Source organism: Dyella lipolytica (assembly GCF_030160075.1).
In the GTDB taxonomy this organism is placed as follows: domain Bacteria; phylum Pseudomonadota; class Gammaproteobacteria; order Xanthomonadales; family Rhodanobacteraceae; genus Dyella_B; species Dyella_B lipolytica.
In genome coordinates this window covers 108277-121581 of the sequence record NZ_BSNQ01000009.1, presented here as the reverse complement: position 1 = coordinate 121581, position 13305 = coordinate 108277, and the positions used below count along the sequence as shown (strand labels likewise).

The window sequence follows — 13305 nt, the reverse complement described above, 5'->3', positions numbered from 1 at the left end:
GCTTCGTTTAGGGGCTGCTGTAGCGAACCAGCTCCAAGGTCAAATCGCCGCCGTCGCTCTGCGCCATTTTCACTGGCAGCGAGAATTGCTTCGGTACGTACCACGCATCGAAGTGTTTGTCCGAATCCGTGCGTGTAACGCGTTGGGCCTGGAAGCTGCCCGCCGGCACTTTGACTGCTTCGGTGCCTTGTACTTTGAACTGCTGTTGCTCCACGCGCTGCTTCACGCCGACGGGCAGCGTTACGTTCTGGCTGCCGTTACGCAATGCCAGGCCCAGCGCAAGCGACATGGTGTTGCGATCCACCATGCCCGGCTCCGCAGCATAGTTGGTTGCACCTTTGCCTTCGTCCACGCTGACCTGTTTGGTATTCCAGTTCACCAGCATCTGGCGCTGCTTGGTCTTTAGCGCACTCACTTTGGAGTTGTAGCTTTCCGTTTCGGGCGCGTTATTGTTCCAACGGAAGCGCGTGATGTCGCTGGAGTTTGCACCAAGCATGGCCGCAAGACCGGAGGTGCCGCGAATCTGGTTGCTGTATTCGTATTCGCCGTTGCCGAGGGCTTTCAACGTGATCGTTGCCTGACCCATCGCCTCGCCATCGCGCGACACTTGATACGTCGCAGTGAACGGCGTCGGTGCCGCGGCAAACGCGGCCGTAGTGAAGGTGACCAGCGCGAGGCCGGCGAGAAGGATACTGGGGAGTTTGAGTGTGCGCATGGATCGGCAGTGTATCCATCCATCCTGAACGCTTCGTTGCAGCGTCAGCGCAGCAATTTTCTGTCACGCCATCGCAAGGGTTTGCGAAGCGGTTGGCCGTCGAAGACGATACCGTCCGCACCCAGCGAAAGACGACCGGCAGCGATCAAGGCGACTACGGCGGATAGCAACTGATGTTCCAGCGGTAGCAGCCTGGCGGCGAGCGTGTTTTCGTCGTCGCCGGCTTCGACCGGCAGCAGCGTCTGGGCAATCACCGGGCCGCCGTCGAGCTCGGCTGTCACGTAATGCACGCTGGCGCCGTGCTCGCTATCGCCTGCCTTCAGCGCGCGACGGTGCGTATGCAGGCCGCGGTATTTGGGAAGCAGCGAGGGGTGGATGTTGATCATCCGGCCTACCCAGGGTTTCAACGCATCGCCGTCGATGATGCGCATGAAACCCGCCAGCACCAACACATCTGGTTTGCTTGCCGCGATGCGGTCGAACAGGGCGAAGTCGTAATCGCGACGTTCGGCGTAATCGTGCGGATCAAGCACCAACGTCGGGATGCCGGCCGTTTGCGCGAGTTGCAGTGCGCCCGCATGGGGCTTGTCGCTGGCGACCAATACGAAATCCGCTATCAACTCGCCACGGTCGCGAGCTGCCAGCAGCGCGGCGAAATTGCTGCCGCGCCCGGAGGCGAGTACTGCGATGCGAAGAGGGGAAGGCATGCGTGTGGGTACGTATCGAGTTCAGCGCGTCGTTCCGTCCTGTGAGGGACGACGGCGTGTCGTCAGCCGATGTGTACGCGCTCATCACCCTGCGACGTGACGACTTCGCCGATGACCGAACTCGCCAATCCGTGCTTTGCCAGCAATGCCGACGCGGCAGCCACGGCATCGCGCGGCAGCAGCACGGTAAAGCCCACGCCGCAGTTGAACGTGCGCCACATTTCCTCACGCGCCACGTTGCCTTCGCGCATCAGCCAGTCGAACACCGGAGGCAGCACGATCGCGGAGGCGTCGAGTTTCAGGCCAAGCCCGTCCGGTACCACGCGGATGATGTTTTCCTTCAAGCCACCACCAGTGATGTGCGCCATACCGTGCAGGGGTACGGATTTCAAAAGCTCCAGCATCGGTTTCACGTAGATCGTGGTCGGTGCCATCAGCGCATCCGCCAGTTTCACGCCGCCGACGTCCAGATCGAACGGACTGCCGGCGCGTTCGACGATCTTGCGGATGAGCGAATAGCCGTTGGAGTGCGGGCCGGAAGAGGCCACGCCGAGAACTACATCGCCGGCAACGATGCTTTCGCCGCTCAGCAGCGCATCCTTTTCCACGGCGCCCACGGTGAAGCCGGCCAGATCGTATTCACCGGGCGGGTACATATCGGGCATCTCGGCCGTCTCGCCGCCGATCAGCGCGCAACCGGCCAGTTCGCAACCCTTGGCGATGCCGCCGACCACAGCCACGGTGGTGTCCACGTCCAGCTTGCCGGTGGCGAAGTAATCGAGGAAGAACAACGGCTCGGCGCCCTGCACCAGCACATCGTTCACGCACATGCCGACCAGGTCGATGCCGATGGTGTCGTGCCGGCCCAGTTGCTGGGCGAGCTTGAGCTTCGTGCCTACGCCGTCCGTGCCCGAGACCAGCACCGGCTCCTTGTAGCGGGTGCCGAGATTGAACAAGCCGCCAAAGCCGCCTAGGCCGCCCATCACTTCGGGGCGGAAGGTGCGCTTGACCAGCGGCTTGATGCGTTCGACGACGGCATTGCCGGCATCGATATCCACGCCGGCGGCGCGGTAGGTGAGGGCGTCGGACATGAGGGAACCCGGCCTTGGAAAACATACAATGATAGACGTTGGGGGTCGGATTGGGCAGACTTTCGTTTGAATCCCACCCCGAGCCCGGCCTTGCCCATGCGTCTGTCACGCTTGCTGATCGCTACTTTGTTGCTCGGCCTGGTCACGGGCTTGCCACAGATCGTCCTTGGCCAGACGGCCTCGCCCTACAACGTGGTCGTGCCGGTCTCCGATACCAGCGGCACCCAGCGCAGCCAGGCTTTCTCGACCGCCTTGGGGCAAGTGCTGACACGTGTTTCCGGCGGCCAGGACCTGCGCGGCAAGAGCGGGTACGACGATGCCATGCAGAACGCAGGGGGCATCGTCCAACAGTTCCAATACCAGCGCGGCGCCGGTAATCCGCCGAGCCTGACCTTGTCGATCACCTTCGACCAGGGTGCGGTGCAACGCCTGGTTACCCAGATGGGAGCGAGCACGGCGGGGATCAAACCGCCGCTGTTGCTGGTCGTGCAAGGTAGCGACGGCAAGGTACTCGGCAAAGACGATCTGGGCACATTGAGCGACGCCGTAAACAAGCACGGCTACAAAGTGAGTTATGCCGATCCCGCGCAGCTGCCCGACCTGGGCAAGCTAACGGCGGCGGACCCGGCGGCCCTGTCGGCGATTACGCGGCTGTACCACACCGGCCTCGTGCTGGTCGGTGACATGCACGCCGGCAGCGCCGATTGGACACTGATCAGCGGCGGCCAGGCGCAGCACTGGAGCACCCAAGGCAGCGACGACGGCTTGTTCGCCGATGCCGGCAAGAGCGCGGCCGATCGTTTGGACAAGACGCTGAATGTCATTGGAGCGACCGAGGTCAACGGCAAGCTGTGGATATCCGGCCTGCATTCGGCGCTGGATTACGCCAACTTGCTGGCAACGTTGCGGGCCGATCCTTCCGTGGAGAAAGTCAGCTCGCTAGGTGCGCAGGACGATGGTCTGCTGCTGATCGTGAAGGCGTCCAAGCCGCTCGGCGATCTGGCGACCGACCTCGCCGCCGGCGGACGTCTGATGCAAGACGGTGCGCGCGACGGCGCCGACGTCAGCCTGCGCTGGCTTCACTGAGTCGGTATGGTCACTGCGATGCCCGCTGCGTCGCACCCGCCCACGCCGGTTTCCCCCTGGCGGCATTTGCCCAACGCCATTTCGATGCTGCGGGTACTGCTGGTAGCCCCGATCTGTTGGGAGCTGCTGCATCGACATTGGTCATATGCCTTGGCACTGGTAGCGGTGGCCGGCGTTTCGGATGGGCTGGATGGTTTTCTTGCCCGCCATTACGGCTGGCAAAGCCGGCTCGGCGGTATGCTCGATGCGATCGCGGACAAGCTGTTGTTGATCAGCTGTTTCGTCATATTGGCTTGGCTCGGCGAAGTCCCGCTTTGGCTGACGCTGATCGTCTGCGGGCGTGACTTGGTGATTGCCTCCGGCGCCTTGTTCTGGCGCTTGCTGATCGGCCGCATCGACCCGCAACCCAGTTTGTTGTCGAAAGCCTGCACGTTGATGCAAATCGTCTATCTGCTTGCGGTGTTGCTCGCGCTGGCCGGCTGGCCCGCACCGAGGCCTGCGCTATTCGTTTGGCTGGTTGCCGCGTTGTGCATAGGCAGCGGGTTGGACTACGCCTTGCGCTGGTCGTATCGCGCCTGGCGTATCCGTCGAGCGCACTAGAGTCTGTAGCAAGACTTTGAACAACCCCTCACATAGGCCAAACTTCACCTCACGCCCGCCACTGATGAGTCATTCGTGTCCATAAGCCAAGAGACATCCCGCCGCTGGCAGATGCTGGCGATCACCGTGGCCATCGCGCTGTTGGTGTGGTTGCTGGCGCCAGTGCTGATGCCCTTCGCGGTCGCGGCCATGCTGGCTTATCTGGGCGATCCCTTAGCCAATCGGCTGGAGCGGCTCGGCATCGGGCGCACGCTTGCCGTCAGCATCGTTTTCGTCGTGTTGATGCTTGTCATCGTGGCCACCTTGGTACTGCTGGTGCCGCTGATCGCGCGCCAGATCGAAAATCTTGTGCAGAACTTTCCGCGCTACGTGGAATGGGGCCGGGACGCAGCGCTGCCCTGGTTGCAGGCAAAACTGCATCTCGATCCGAACGCTTTCGACACCGACCGTCTGGTTGCCGAGATCAAGGATCACATCGGCTCGATCGGTAGCGTGATCGGCAAGCTATCGCGCTCCGGTTTCGGCGTGGTGATGTGGCTCACCAATCTGGTACTGATTCCGGTGGTCTGGTTTTACCTGCTGCGCGATTGGGATCGGCTGGTGGCCTGGATCGATCGCATGCTGCCACGCTCGATCGAGCCGACCATCGCGCACCTCGCACGCGAGTCGGACGCGGTACTCGGCGCCTTCGTGCGCGGGCAATTGCTGGTGATGCTGGCGCTCGCCATTTACTACGGCGTGGCACTCACGTTGATAGGTATCTCGGTGGGTCCGCTGATCGGTATGGTGGCCGGCCTGCTCAGTTTTGTGCCCTATCTTGGTTTTATCACCGGCTTTGCCGCGGCGATCATCGCCTCGCTGGTACAGCACGGCGACTGGCCGCATCTGTTGATGGTGATCGGTGTATTCGTCGTAGGGCAGTTGCTGGAAGGCTATGTGCTGGTGCCGCGGTTGGTAGGCGAAAAAATCGGGTTGCATCCTGTTGCGGTGATCTTCGCGGTGTTGGCCGGCGGTTATTTGTTCGGTTTCCTCGGCGTGCTGCTGGCGTTGCCGGCGGCTTCGGTGATCCTGGTACTGCTGCGCTACCTGGCGCAACGTTACAAACTAAGCGATCTCTATACCGAAGAAGGTTCGCCCGATACCGTGATTGCGGAGGTTGACGTCACCGTCAGCCAGGATGCCGGCGGCCGTGTGCAAACCGAAACGCGTGTTGCCGAAGGTCACGAATCCACTGAGCCATGACTGCGCAGTTACCGTTGAGCTTGCGTTGGCCGCGCCGCCAGCGCTTCGAACATTTCCACGCCGGCGCCAATGCGGCGGCGGTGGCGGCAGTGCAGGCGTTGGCTACGCAGCAAGGCGCGCCTTGGTTGTATCTGAGTGGTACAGCAGGCAGCGGTAAGAGCCACCTACTGCTTGCTGCATGTCAGGCGGCCAATGAAGCCGGTCGCACCGTCCAATACCTGCCGCTGAAAGCACTGCGCGATCACGCGACGGTCATTCGCGGCGTAGCCGGCAGCGCGTTCCTCGCACTCGACGATCTCGATGCGCTTGCGGGCAACCGCGATGCCGAGCACGCGTTGTTCGATCTCTACAACCGCGCGCGCGCCGAAGGTGCCGCCATCATCTTTGCGGCTCAGGTGGTTCCGGCACAGTTGTCGATCGTGTTGCCCGATCTGCGTTCGCGCCTTGGTGCATGTACCCAGTTCGCGCTTAAGTCATTGGATGACGCCGAGCGCCGCGAAGTACTGAAACATCAAGCCGCTTTGCGCGGCATCGAGCTGGACGACACCGTTCTCGATTGGTTGTTCGCCCGCTACGCGCGCGATACCGGCGCATTGCTCGATCTGCTCGATCGATTGGATCAAGCTTCCTTGGCTGCGCAGCGACGCATCACGGTGCCATTCTTGCGCACGTTTTTGCGCGAGGCGGGTTAGACGGGTCTTCGGGAAGGGCTTTCTTCAGCGGCCGAACAATAGTGAGCGCATATTTATGGATGGCACTGACATCAAATTCTCTCCTACCGAGAAGGACGTCATCGTCCGGAAGATCAAGCTCTACTTTTCCGAAGAACTGCATCAGCAAATTGGAAGTTTCGATGCCGAGTTCCTGCTGGACTTTTTTGCCAGGGAGATCGGCGCATACTTCTACAACCGCGGCTTGTACGACGCTCAAGCCGTGCTGTCCGGCAAATTGGACGACATCCAGGATGCGATCTATCAACTAGAGCGTCCCACGGAGTTCCAGAGGTAAAGCCCATGATCTGTCGCATATGGCATGGCCGCACATCCCGCGAACGGGCTGATGAGTACGCGACCTTCCTCGAACAGAGCGCTATTCCCGATTACCGCTCAGTGCCCGGCAATATCGATGTGGCGGTGTTGCGTCGAGACGAAGGGGACGTCACCCATTTCCTGACGGTGACGCATTGGGTTTCCGAAGAGGTCATTCGCGCTTTTGCCGGTGACGATGTTTTGAAAGCAAAGTATTACCCCGAGGATGAAGGTTTTCTCCTGGAGTTCGAGCCCGAGGTACAGCATTTCGACGTGCTTAAGCAGGTGTCCGCACGATCGGTTTGACGTAATCCATCCATCAGGTGACTACCATGGCAGCTGCATTCCGTTCCTCGCGTGACGTCATCATCCGCACCAATGACTGGGCCGGGGCCACCCAGTTTTATGCATCGACGATGGGCTTCGCCGTGGTACATCGCAGCGAGAAAATGGTCGGTTTCGAAACGGGTGCGTTTCGTCTTTATGTCGAAAAAGGTGAGGGCCACGCGCCTGTTTTCGAATGTCTGGTGCCGGATGTCCAGGCAGCCAAGGAGCGGCTAGTTGCCGCTGGCTGCGCTGTTGTGGAAGAAGATGCATCCGTACCGCGTTGCTATATGCGAGATCCCTATGGCATCACGTTCAATATCGGTTTGACCGATAGTGGCTGATCTGCTTATCCACTCGCGGAATGAACAAAGGCGCCATCAGGCGCCTTTATATCGATCGTTTTTAGCGGTTAAGCCTTTAGCAATGCAGGCGTGGCTTGTGCGCTGATCGCTTCCACCATCGCCTTCACCACGTGCAAATTGCCGGCGACGAGGTTGCCGCTTTCGGGGATGCCGTCACGGCCGGCGAAATCGCCGTACTGACCGCCGGCTTCGCGCACCAGCAATACACCGGCCGCCATGTCCCACGGTTTGAGGCCGATCTCGAAGAAGCCGTCATAACGACCGGCGGCGGTGTAAGCCAGGTCCAGCGCAGCGGAGCCGGAACGGCGAATGTCCTCCGCCTGGGTCAGCAGCGCGCGCGTCATGGCCAGCTGCGAATCCAAATGCGCGCGCTGGCGATAAGGGAAACCGGTGGCGATCATAGCGCCGGTAAGATTTTCGCGCTTGCTGACACGCATGCGACGGTCATTGAGGTAAGCGCCGTCGCCCTTGCTGGCAGTGAACAGCTCGTCGCGGAGAGGGTCGAACACCACGGCGTACACCGGCTCGCCCTTGTCGAGCAAGGCGATGGAAACGCAAAAATGCGGAATGCCGCGCAGGTAGTTGTGCGTGCCATCCAGTGGATCGATCACCCAGACCAGCGGGCCTTTGCCGATGGCACCGCCTTCCTCGGCGAGGATGGCGTGGGTGGGGTAGGCGCGACGCAGTTCCTTGACGATCTCGGCCTCGGCCATCTTGTCGACTTCGGAGGCGAAGTCCATGCGTTGCTTTTCAACGACATTGAGGCCGTCGATGCGATTCATGTAACGCAGGATCACGTTTCCAGCGGAGCGCGCGGCGCGTACCGCGACGTTGACGGCGGGTCTGGTCATGGGTTTGGCTTGGCAAAAGAACGGGTTAGCGGCCGGGGATTCTAGCAGAGTAGTGCTGGGGCGGGGTTCGGCGCCCCGGGGCATGGTTATGTCCACTATCCTTTTCCGCTGGTTTCCCCATTGATCCCGCTACATGACTGTTATTGACGACCTGCCGAACCGCTTCCGCTTCGTCCTCGTACGCACCTCGCACCCGGGCAATATCGGCAGTGCGGCGCGCGCCATGCGGACGATGGGGTTTGCCCGTATGGAGCTGGTCGCGCCGCATCGCTTTCCGGACCGTGAGGCATCTGCCCTGGCGGCCGGTGCGGACGATGTGCTGGAAGGGGCCGGGGTTCATCCGGGGCTGGTGGATAGCCTGGCGGGCTCCAGTCTTGCCTTTGGTCTCTCTGCGCGCCGACGCGGCGTAACCCTGCCGGAGCTTTCGCCGCGCGAGGCCGCCATGCAGGCCATCGCGGCAGCGCAGCGCGGCGAGCAGGTCGCGCTGGTATTCGGCAATGAGCGCACTGGGCTGGAGAACGATGAGCTGGCGCGCTGCCACGCGATGGTGCGCATTCCCAGCGTGGACGATTTCAGCTCTCTCAATTTGTCCCAGGCCGTGCAAGTGATGGCGTACGAGCTGCGCGTCGCGTTATTGGGCGAGGACGTGCCGGCATCGCCGCCGGTGCATGACGAACCGCCGGCCGACGCCGCGCAGATGGAACGCTTCTACGAGCACCTGGCGAAAACGCTGGACGACATCGATTTTCACAAGGGGCGCGCACCCACCACGATCATGTTGCGTCTGCGCAAGCTGTTCCAGCGTGCCCAAATGGATGAGCGTGAGCTGCGCATGCTGCACGGCATTCTTGCCGATGCACAGCGGATGGCTCAGTTGGCGAGAGAAAAAGAGTAAGCGCTACTGCTCGTCGTCAGCCAGTTCGATACGCGGCGGCGGCGTTATCAGCAACTTGTCGATGCGCGCGCCATCCAGATCCACCACTTCGAAGCGGATGCCGCGCCATGCGAACACCTCGCCGGTTTGCGGAATGTGTCCGAGCGCAGCCATCACCATGCCGGCGGCCGTGCGGAAATCGTGTTCTTCTTCGCCGGGCAGCTGATCCAGATGCAGAAGTTCGCGCAGATCGTCGGTGGCAATGGCGCCGTCGACCAGCCAGCTGCCATCTTCGCGTTGCACGATCGGCGGGCTTTCCTCGTTGCCGTGGCCCAGCTGACTCGCGCCGACTACCGCGGCCAGCAGATCGTTGAGCGTGACTACGCCATCGATATCGCCGTATTCGTCCACCACCAGCGCCATCGGCGTTTCGGCGTCGCGGAATTCTTCCAGCAGATCGAGCGCGCGCGCGGTAGCGGGTACGTACAACGGTTTAGCGAGCGTGCGAAACAGGTCCGGCTTTCCGGCAGTGATGCTTCCGAGCAGGCTTTTCACTTCGACGACGCCGACAATGTCGGATTCGTCGCCACGATAGACGGGATAGCGCGAGTAGGGCGTCTCCCGCAGCACATCCAGGTTTTCCGCCAGCGGCGCGGTCATATCCAGCCACGCTATGCGCGTGCGTGGACTCATGACGCTATCCACCGTGCGGTCGCCCAGGCGCAGCACGCGGTTCACCATCGCCTGCTCGTCGGCATCGAGCACGCCTTGTTCGGTGCTCTCGGCCACCAGCAGGCGGATTTCCTCTTCGGTTGCCGCGCTTTGGCCGCGGTCCTTCACGCGCAGCAGCTTCATCAGCATGCTGCTCGAACGATTCAACATCCACACGAACGGTGCGGTGGCACGTGAAAGCACCAGCATTGGCATGGCCACGTAGCCCGACACCTTTTCGGGCGCGGACAACGCCAGGCGCTTGGGCACCAGCTCGCCGATCACGATCTGTATAAACGAGATCACCACGAAGCCCAGCACGATGCCGACGATCCGCGTATACGGAGCCAGCCAGGCCACGTTGCCGCCGTGCAGCAGGTCCGCGATATGCGACCCCACCGCATCGCCAGCCACCGCACCGGTGACCAGCATGATCAGCGTAATCCCAACCTGAACGGTCGAAAGGAAGTGCTCCGGCGCCTCCGCATGTCGCAGGGCGATCTGCGCCCGCCGGCTGGTACGGGCCATCTGTTTGAGGCGGCTCTTGCGCGAGGCGACCAGCGCCATCTCCGAGAGCGCGAAGAAACCGTTGCAGAGGGCGAGGATGAGGACGAGCGCGACTGTAGTCAGCATCGCGACAGGGCAGTTGTTGCGGGCATGGCGCCAGTGTAAGGCACGCAAGGGTGTCCCTGCTGGTGCGGCCCGGCGGGGCCGTCCTGTAACATGCGCGTCACATTTGCCCCCTTCGGTCCAGGCGCCCTTGCATGTTTTCACTTCAGACGATTTTCGGTAAAGGCGACAAGTTCTACGGCCTGCTCGAGCAGAGCGCCGACGCCGCCCGCGAAAGCGCCAAGGCCCTGCACGAGTTGGTGACCCGAGCCGACCATGCCCCGGTGATGGCCGCATTTGCCTCTGCCCGCGCCCGCGAGAAAGCGCTGGCGGGGCAGATCAGTGAAGAGCTGGTGAATACCTTCGTCACTGCGCTGGATCGCGAGGACATCGAGGCGCTCAACTCGTCGCTCTACAAGATCCCCAAGAGCGTGGAGAAGTTCGCCGAGCGCTACGAGATCGTCGCCAGCCGTCTTGCCGGGGTGGATTTCGGTCAGCGTGCGCTGGTGCTGTCGCGCGCCACCGACGTGGTGGCGGAGATGATCGGCGAGCTGCGCAACGGTCTACGCATCGATCCGGTGAAGAAGCTGCAGGATCGGCTGCAGACGCTGGAATCGGAAGGCGATCGCATGCTGCTGGCGCCGTACCGCACGCTGTATATCGAGAGCAACGATGCGATGCGCGCGATGTTGGCCAAGGATCTGTTCGAGCTGATCGAAAAGGCCATCGACAAATGCCGCGACGTGGGCAACATCGTCTACTCCATTGTGCTGAAGAACTCCTGAGGTGTCCGCCTTGCACGCTCTCCTTCATGCATGGCGCGCACCGATCGGAGTGGCCGCATGAGTCTTGGTCTCGTCGCGATAGTGGTACTGATCGCACTCGCCTTCACTTACATCAACGGCTTTCACGACACTGCCAATTCCATTGCTACCGTGGTTGCGACCAAGGTGCTTTCGCCGGGGCAGGCGGTATTGCTGGCGGCAGTGACCAACATGATCGGTGCGCTATGGGGCACGGCGGTGGCGGCAACGATTGCCGCCGGCATCGTCAACACCGGGGTGATCGAAGCCGGGCCGCAATTGCTGATCTGCGCTTTGCTGGCGGCGATCGTGTGGAATTTGATCACCTGGTGGATGGGTTTGCCGTCCAGCTCCAGTCATGCGCTGGTGGGCGCGCTGGTGGGTGCGGCCATTGGCGCTTCGGGCGGGCGCTTCGACGCCGTGATCTGGGCGCACGGCGGTGCGCATTGGTGGGAAGGCAAGGGCGTGCTGCCCAAGGTCGTGATGCCGATGGTGGTGTCGCCGTTGATGGGATTTGTGCTGGGCTTCCTGCTTATGGGCGGCCTTTATGGATTGCTGGCATGGTTCGCCAGCCGCAAGAGCGTTCTGCGATATCTGGGCCGCACACCATTCGTCAACAGCTTCTTCGGCAAGGCGCAGATTCTCTCCGCCACCGCGATGGGTTTGGCGCACGGCATGAACGATGCGCAGAAGAGCATGGGCATCATCGCCCTGGCGTTGGCCAGCGCCACGGCGGCCGGGCAATTCGATGGTCTGCCGCACTGGCTTTCCTTCCTGCGTATCCACGAATCCGCCGCCGGTGGCTTTGCGGTGCCGTCATGGGTGGCAGTGGTGTGCGCGCTGACCATGGCCGGCGGTACCGCCGGTGGCGGCTGGCGCATCATCAAAACGCTGGGTCACAAGATGGTGAAGCTGCATCCGATCAATGGTTTTGCAGCCGAGGGTAGTTCGGCGTTGGTGATTCTCGGCGCTTCAGTGTTTGGCTTGCCGGTATCGACCACGCATGTGGTGTCGTCGTCGATCATGGGCGTGGGTGCGGCCAAGCGATTCAATGCCATCCGCTGGTCGGTGGTGGAGCGCATGGTGTGGGCGTGGATTCTCACCCTGCCGGTTACCGCGCTGGTCGCGTATGCCTTTGTCTATCTGGCCCGGCAATGGTCGTGATGGTCAGAACGCATCGCCACCGCTGACGATCACCTGTTCCAGCTGATCGCCGAGGCTGCCGAGCTCGCCGATCAAGCGTCGCAGTTCCTGCTGGTTGAGCAGATCGTACGGCCGGTTTTCGCACAGGTGCAGATAGGGCGAGCCATCCAGGTCCGCCACCGCCAGGAAACCGTTGCGTTGTTCCCAGTTGAAGCGTAGGCAGCGCTTTGGATCTACGCCGGCCAGAGGTCCAATCGGCGTGGAGATGCGCAGATAGCGGCGTCCGATCTCGTCTTCCAGCTCCGCCAGATAAATACCTTGGTGGCGCCCGTGCGGCAGCACGAGATCGAAGCTGATCAGATACGGATCGTTCTGCCGCAAGGGATGCAGGCTGCCGATCAGCGAACGCACGGCCTCGAAGTGATGCATAAGGCGATCCGGACAGACGGACGGACTGATACTCTGACACGACCAACGCGAACGTGCACGCGTAGAGCCTGTCTAAGGTCTCCGAGTGGCCCGCGCCGGGATCTGTTTGCGCGCACGACAAGGAGGAGTGAAGGAGTGTATGTCGATACACGACTGAGCGAGGACGCAGGCGTGTGTGCAAACAGACCCGGTCCTTCGGGTTGAGCCCGTATACTCGCCATGCGGCAGCGCGCGGCTTGGCCTGACCGCCAGTCAGGCGCTGCGCCACGCACTACCACCTGACGAGTATACGGGCTCAACGCGAGCTACTCGGAGACCTTAGACAGGCTCTTATGAAAGAGGAATATTTGCGGGTTTTTGCCGCCATTGCTGCGATTCCGCCGGGTCGCGTCGCGAGCTACGGCGCCATCGCTGCGCGTGCCGGCTTGCCAGGCCGCGCGCGCCTGGTCGGCCGCCTGCTGGGCGAGGTGCCCGACGGCATGGTGCTCCCTTGGTTTCGCGTACTGCGCTCCAGCGGCCACATCGCCATGCCGCCCGGCAGTCGCGGCTTTCGTGAGCAGTGCCGATTGTTGCGGGCCGAGGGCGTGGAAGTGAAAAACGGGCGCGTGCCATTGTCGCGCTTCGGTCTCGATGCCGATGTCGATCGGGCGGTGTGGGGCATGCCACCGCGGTAATCCTTGGCTTTCCGGCGCAATCGCAACGCAGGGACACATCGATTGCGCGCGAG

Annotated in this window: 17 protein-coding genes; 11 read left to right on the top strand and 6 right to left on the bottom strand. The window is 62.0% G+C overall.

Features of this window, described 5'->3' with window-relative positions:
• Positions 1-7: 7 nt before the first annotated feature.
• From QQL64_RS13650 to purM, 3 genes are all read right to left on the bottom strand, one after another.
• Positions 8-715 carry a DUF3108 domain-containing protein gene (locus QQL64_RS13650; RefSeq protein ID WP_284400671.1) on the bottom strand — a complete coding sequence of 236 codons (708 nt, stop codon included), beginning with the start codon at positions 713-715 and terminating at the stop codon, positions 8-10.
• A 44-nt stretch (positions 716-759) separates the two neighbouring features.
• Positions 760-1422, bottom strand: a complete 663-nt coding sequence (gene purN / locus QQL64_RS13645) for a phosphoribosylglycinamide formyltransferase (protein ID WP_284400669.1) — start codon at positions 1420-1422, stop codon at positions 760-762.
• Between the two features lie 62 nt (positions 1423-1484).
• Entirely contained in the window at positions 1485-2513 is a 1029-nt protein-coding gene (purM, locus tag QQL64_RS13640) for a phosphoribosylformylglycinamidine cyclo-ligase (RefSeq protein WP_284400667.1), read from the bottom strand.
• A gap of 96 nt (positions 2514-2609) precedes the next feature.
• On the opposite strand from purM, the gene QQL64_RS13635 reads away from it, so the two are divergent.
• From QQL64_RS13635 to QQL64_RS13605, 7 genes are all read left to right on the top strand, one after another.
• Positions 2610-3599, top strand: coding sequence for a DUF2066 domain-containing protein (locus QQL64_RS13635; RefSeq protein WP_284400665.1), 990 nt, complete (start codon positions 2610-2612; stop codon positions 3597-3599).
• A 6-nt stretch (positions 3600-3605) separates the two neighbouring features.
• On the top strand, positions 3606-4199 hold the full coding sequence (locus QQL64_RS13630) for a CDP-alcohol phosphatidyltransferase family protein (protein WP_284400664.1): 594 nt from the start codon (positions 3606-3608) through the stop codon (positions 4197-4199).
• A 75-nt stretch (positions 4200-4274) separates the two neighbouring features.
• Positions 4275-5441: an AI-2E family transporter gene (locus QQL64_RS13625; protein ID WP_284400662.1), complete on the top strand. Its 1167-nt coding sequence runs from the start codon at positions 4275-4277 to the stop codon at positions 5439-5441.
• Positions 5438-6133: a DnaA regulatory inactivator Hda gene (hda, locus tag QQL64_RS13620; protein WP_284400660.1), complete on the top strand. Its 696-nt coding sequence runs from the start codon at positions 5438-5440 to the stop codon at positions 6131-6133. The genes QQL64_RS13625 and hda overlap by 4 nt, the downstream gene beginning before the upstream one ends.
• Positions 6134-6188: 55 nt before the next feature.
• Positions 6189-6449 carry a DUF2164 domain-containing protein gene (locus QQL64_RS13615; protein WP_284400659.1) on the top strand — a complete coding sequence of 87 codons (261 nt, stop codon included), beginning with the start codon at positions 6189-6191 and terminating at the stop codon, positions 6447-6449.
• A 5-nt stretch (positions 6450-6454) separates the two neighbouring features.
• The gene (locus tag QQL64_RS13610; protein ID WP_284400657.1) at positions 6455-6775 is read left to right on the top strand and encodes an antibiotic biosynthesis monooxygenase family protein; all 321 of its coding nucleotides are present in this window, start codon (positions 6455-6457) and stop codon (positions 6773-6775) included.
• A 26-nt stretch (positions 6776-6801) separates the two neighbouring features.
• On the top strand, positions 6802-7137 hold the full coding sequence (locus QQL64_RS13605) for a VOC family protein (RefSeq protein WP_284400655.1): 336 nt from the start codon (positions 6802-6804) through the stop codon (positions 7135-7137).
• A gap of 68 nt (positions 7138-7205) precedes the next feature.
• Here the strand turns inward: QQL64_RS13605 and QQL64_RS13600 are convergent, their stop codons facing one another.
• Positions 7206-8009 (bottom strand): inositol monophosphatase family protein, encoded by an 804-nt coding sequence (locus tag QQL64_RS13600; protein ID WP_284400653.1) that lies wholly within the window; start codon positions 8007-8009, stop codon positions 7206-7208.
• A gap of 133 nt (positions 8010-8142) precedes the next feature.
• On the opposite strand from QQL64_RS13600, the gene QQL64_RS13595 reads away from it, so the two are divergent.
• Positions 8143-8904, top strand: a complete 762-nt coding sequence (locus QQL64_RS13595) for an RNA methyltransferase (RefSeq protein ID WP_284400651.1) — start codon at positions 8143-8145, stop codon at positions 8902-8904.
• A 3-nt stretch (positions 8905-8907) separates the two neighbouring features.
• On the opposite strand, the gene QQL64_RS13590 is transcribed toward QQL64_RS13595, so the two are convergent.
• The gene (locus tag QQL64_RS13590; protein WP_284400649.1) at positions 8908-10227 is read right to left on the bottom strand and encodes a hemolysin family protein; all 1320 of its coding nucleotides are present in this window, start codon (positions 10225-10227) and stop codon (positions 8908-8910) included.
• A 131-nt stretch (positions 10228-10358) separates the two neighbouring features.
• Between QQL64_RS13590 and QQL64_RS13585 the strand changes: the two genes are divergently transcribed.
• Both QQL64_RS13585 and QQL64_RS13580 read left to right on the top strand, forming a co-directional pair.
• Positions 10359-10988 (top strand): DUF47 domain-containing protein, encoded by a 630-nt coding sequence (locus tag QQL64_RS13585; RefSeq protein WP_284400648.1) that lies wholly within the window; start codon positions 10359-10361, stop codon positions 10986-10988.
• Between the two features lie 57 nt (positions 10989-11045).
• Positions 11046-12170 carry an inorganic phosphate transporter gene (locus QQL64_RS13580; protein WP_284400646.1) on the top strand — a complete coding sequence of 375 codons (1125 nt, stop codon included), beginning with the start codon at positions 11046-11048 and terminating at the stop codon, positions 12168-12170.
• A 3-nt stretch (positions 12171-12173) separates the two neighbouring features.
• On the opposite strand, the gene QQL64_RS13575 is transcribed toward QQL64_RS13580, so the two are convergent.
• Positions 12174-12578 carry a hypothetical protein gene (locus QQL64_RS13575; protein ID WP_284400644.1) on the bottom strand — a complete coding sequence of 135 codons (405 nt, stop codon included), beginning with the start codon at positions 12576-12578 and terminating at the stop codon, positions 12174-12176.
• Positions 12579-12910: 332 nt separating this feature from the next.
• Here QQL64_RS13575 and QQL64_RS13570 point away from each other — a divergent pair, with 332 nt between their 5' ends.
• On the top strand, positions 12911-13252 hold the full coding sequence (locus tag QQL64_RS13570) for an MGMT family protein (protein ID WP_284400642.1): 342 nt from the start codon (positions 12911-12913) through the stop codon (positions 13250-13252).
• Positions 13253-13305: the final 53 nt, after the last annotated feature.

Excerpts from the sequence above, each read along its gene's own strand:
- QQL64_RS13650 (WP_284400671.1), bottom strand. The coding sequence starts at position 715 with ATGCGCACACTCAAACTCCCCAGTATCCTTCTCGCCGGCCTCGCGCTG.
- purN (WP_284400669.1), bottom strand. The coding sequence starts at position 1,422 with ATGCCTTCCCCTCTTCGCATCGCAGTACTCGCCTCCGGGCGCGGCAGC.
- purM (WP_284400667.1), bottom strand. The coding sequence starts at position 2,513 with ATGTCCGACGCCCTCACCTACCGCGCCGCCGGCGTGGATATCGATGCC.
- QQL64_RS13635 (WP_284400665.1), top strand. The coding sequence starts at position 2,610 with ATGCGTCTGTCACGCTTGCTGATCGCTACTTTGTTGCTCGGCCTGGTC.
- QQL64_RS13630 (WP_284400664.1), top strand. The coding sequence starts at position 3,606 with ATGGTCACTGCGATGCCCGCTGCGTCGCACCCGCCCACGCCGGTTTCC.
- hda (WP_284400660.1), top strand. The coding sequence starts at position 5,438 with ATGACTGCGCAGTTACCGTTGAGCTTGCGTTGGCCGCGCCGCCAGCGC.
- QQL64_RS13615 (WP_284400659.1), top strand. The coding sequence starts at position 6,189 with ATGGATGGCACTGACATCAAATTCTCTCCTACCGAGAAGGACGTCATC.
- QQL64_RS13610 (WP_284400657.1), top strand. The coding sequence starts at position 6,455 with ATGATCTGTCGCATATGGCATGGCCGCACATCCCGCGAACGGGCTGAT.
- QQL64_RS13605 (WP_284400655.1), top strand. The coding sequence starts at position 6,802 with ATGGCAGCTGCATTCCGTTCCTCGCGTGACGTCATCATCCGCACCAAT.
- QQL64_RS13600 (WP_284400653.1), bottom strand. The coding sequence starts at position 8,009 with ATGACCAGACCCGCCGTCAACGTCGCGGTACGCGCCGCGCGCTCCGCT.
- QQL64_RS13595 (WP_284400651.1), top strand. The coding sequence starts at position 8,143 with ATGACTGTTATTGACGACCTGCCGAACCGCTTCCGCTTCGTCCTCGTA.
- QQL64_RS13590 (WP_284400649.1), bottom strand. The coding sequence starts at position 10,227 with ATGCTGACTACAGTCGCGCTCGTCCTCATCCTCGCCCTCTGCAACGGT.
- QQL64_RS13585 (WP_284400648.1), top strand. The coding sequence starts at position 10,359 with ATGTTTTCACTTCAGACGATTTTCGGTAAAGGCGACAAGTTCTACGGC.
- QQL64_RS13580 (WP_284400646.1), top strand. The coding sequence starts at position 11,046 with ATGAGTCTTGGTCTCGTCGCGATAGTGGTACTGATCGCACTCGCCTTC.
- QQL64_RS13575 (WP_284400644.1), bottom strand. The coding sequence starts at position 12,578 with ATGCATCACTTCGAGGCCGTGCGTTCGCTGATCGGCAGCCTGCATCCC.
- QQL64_RS13570 (WP_284400642.1), top strand. The coding sequence starts at position 12,911 with ATGAAAGAGGAATATTTGCGGGTTTTTGCCGCCATTGCTGCGATTCCG.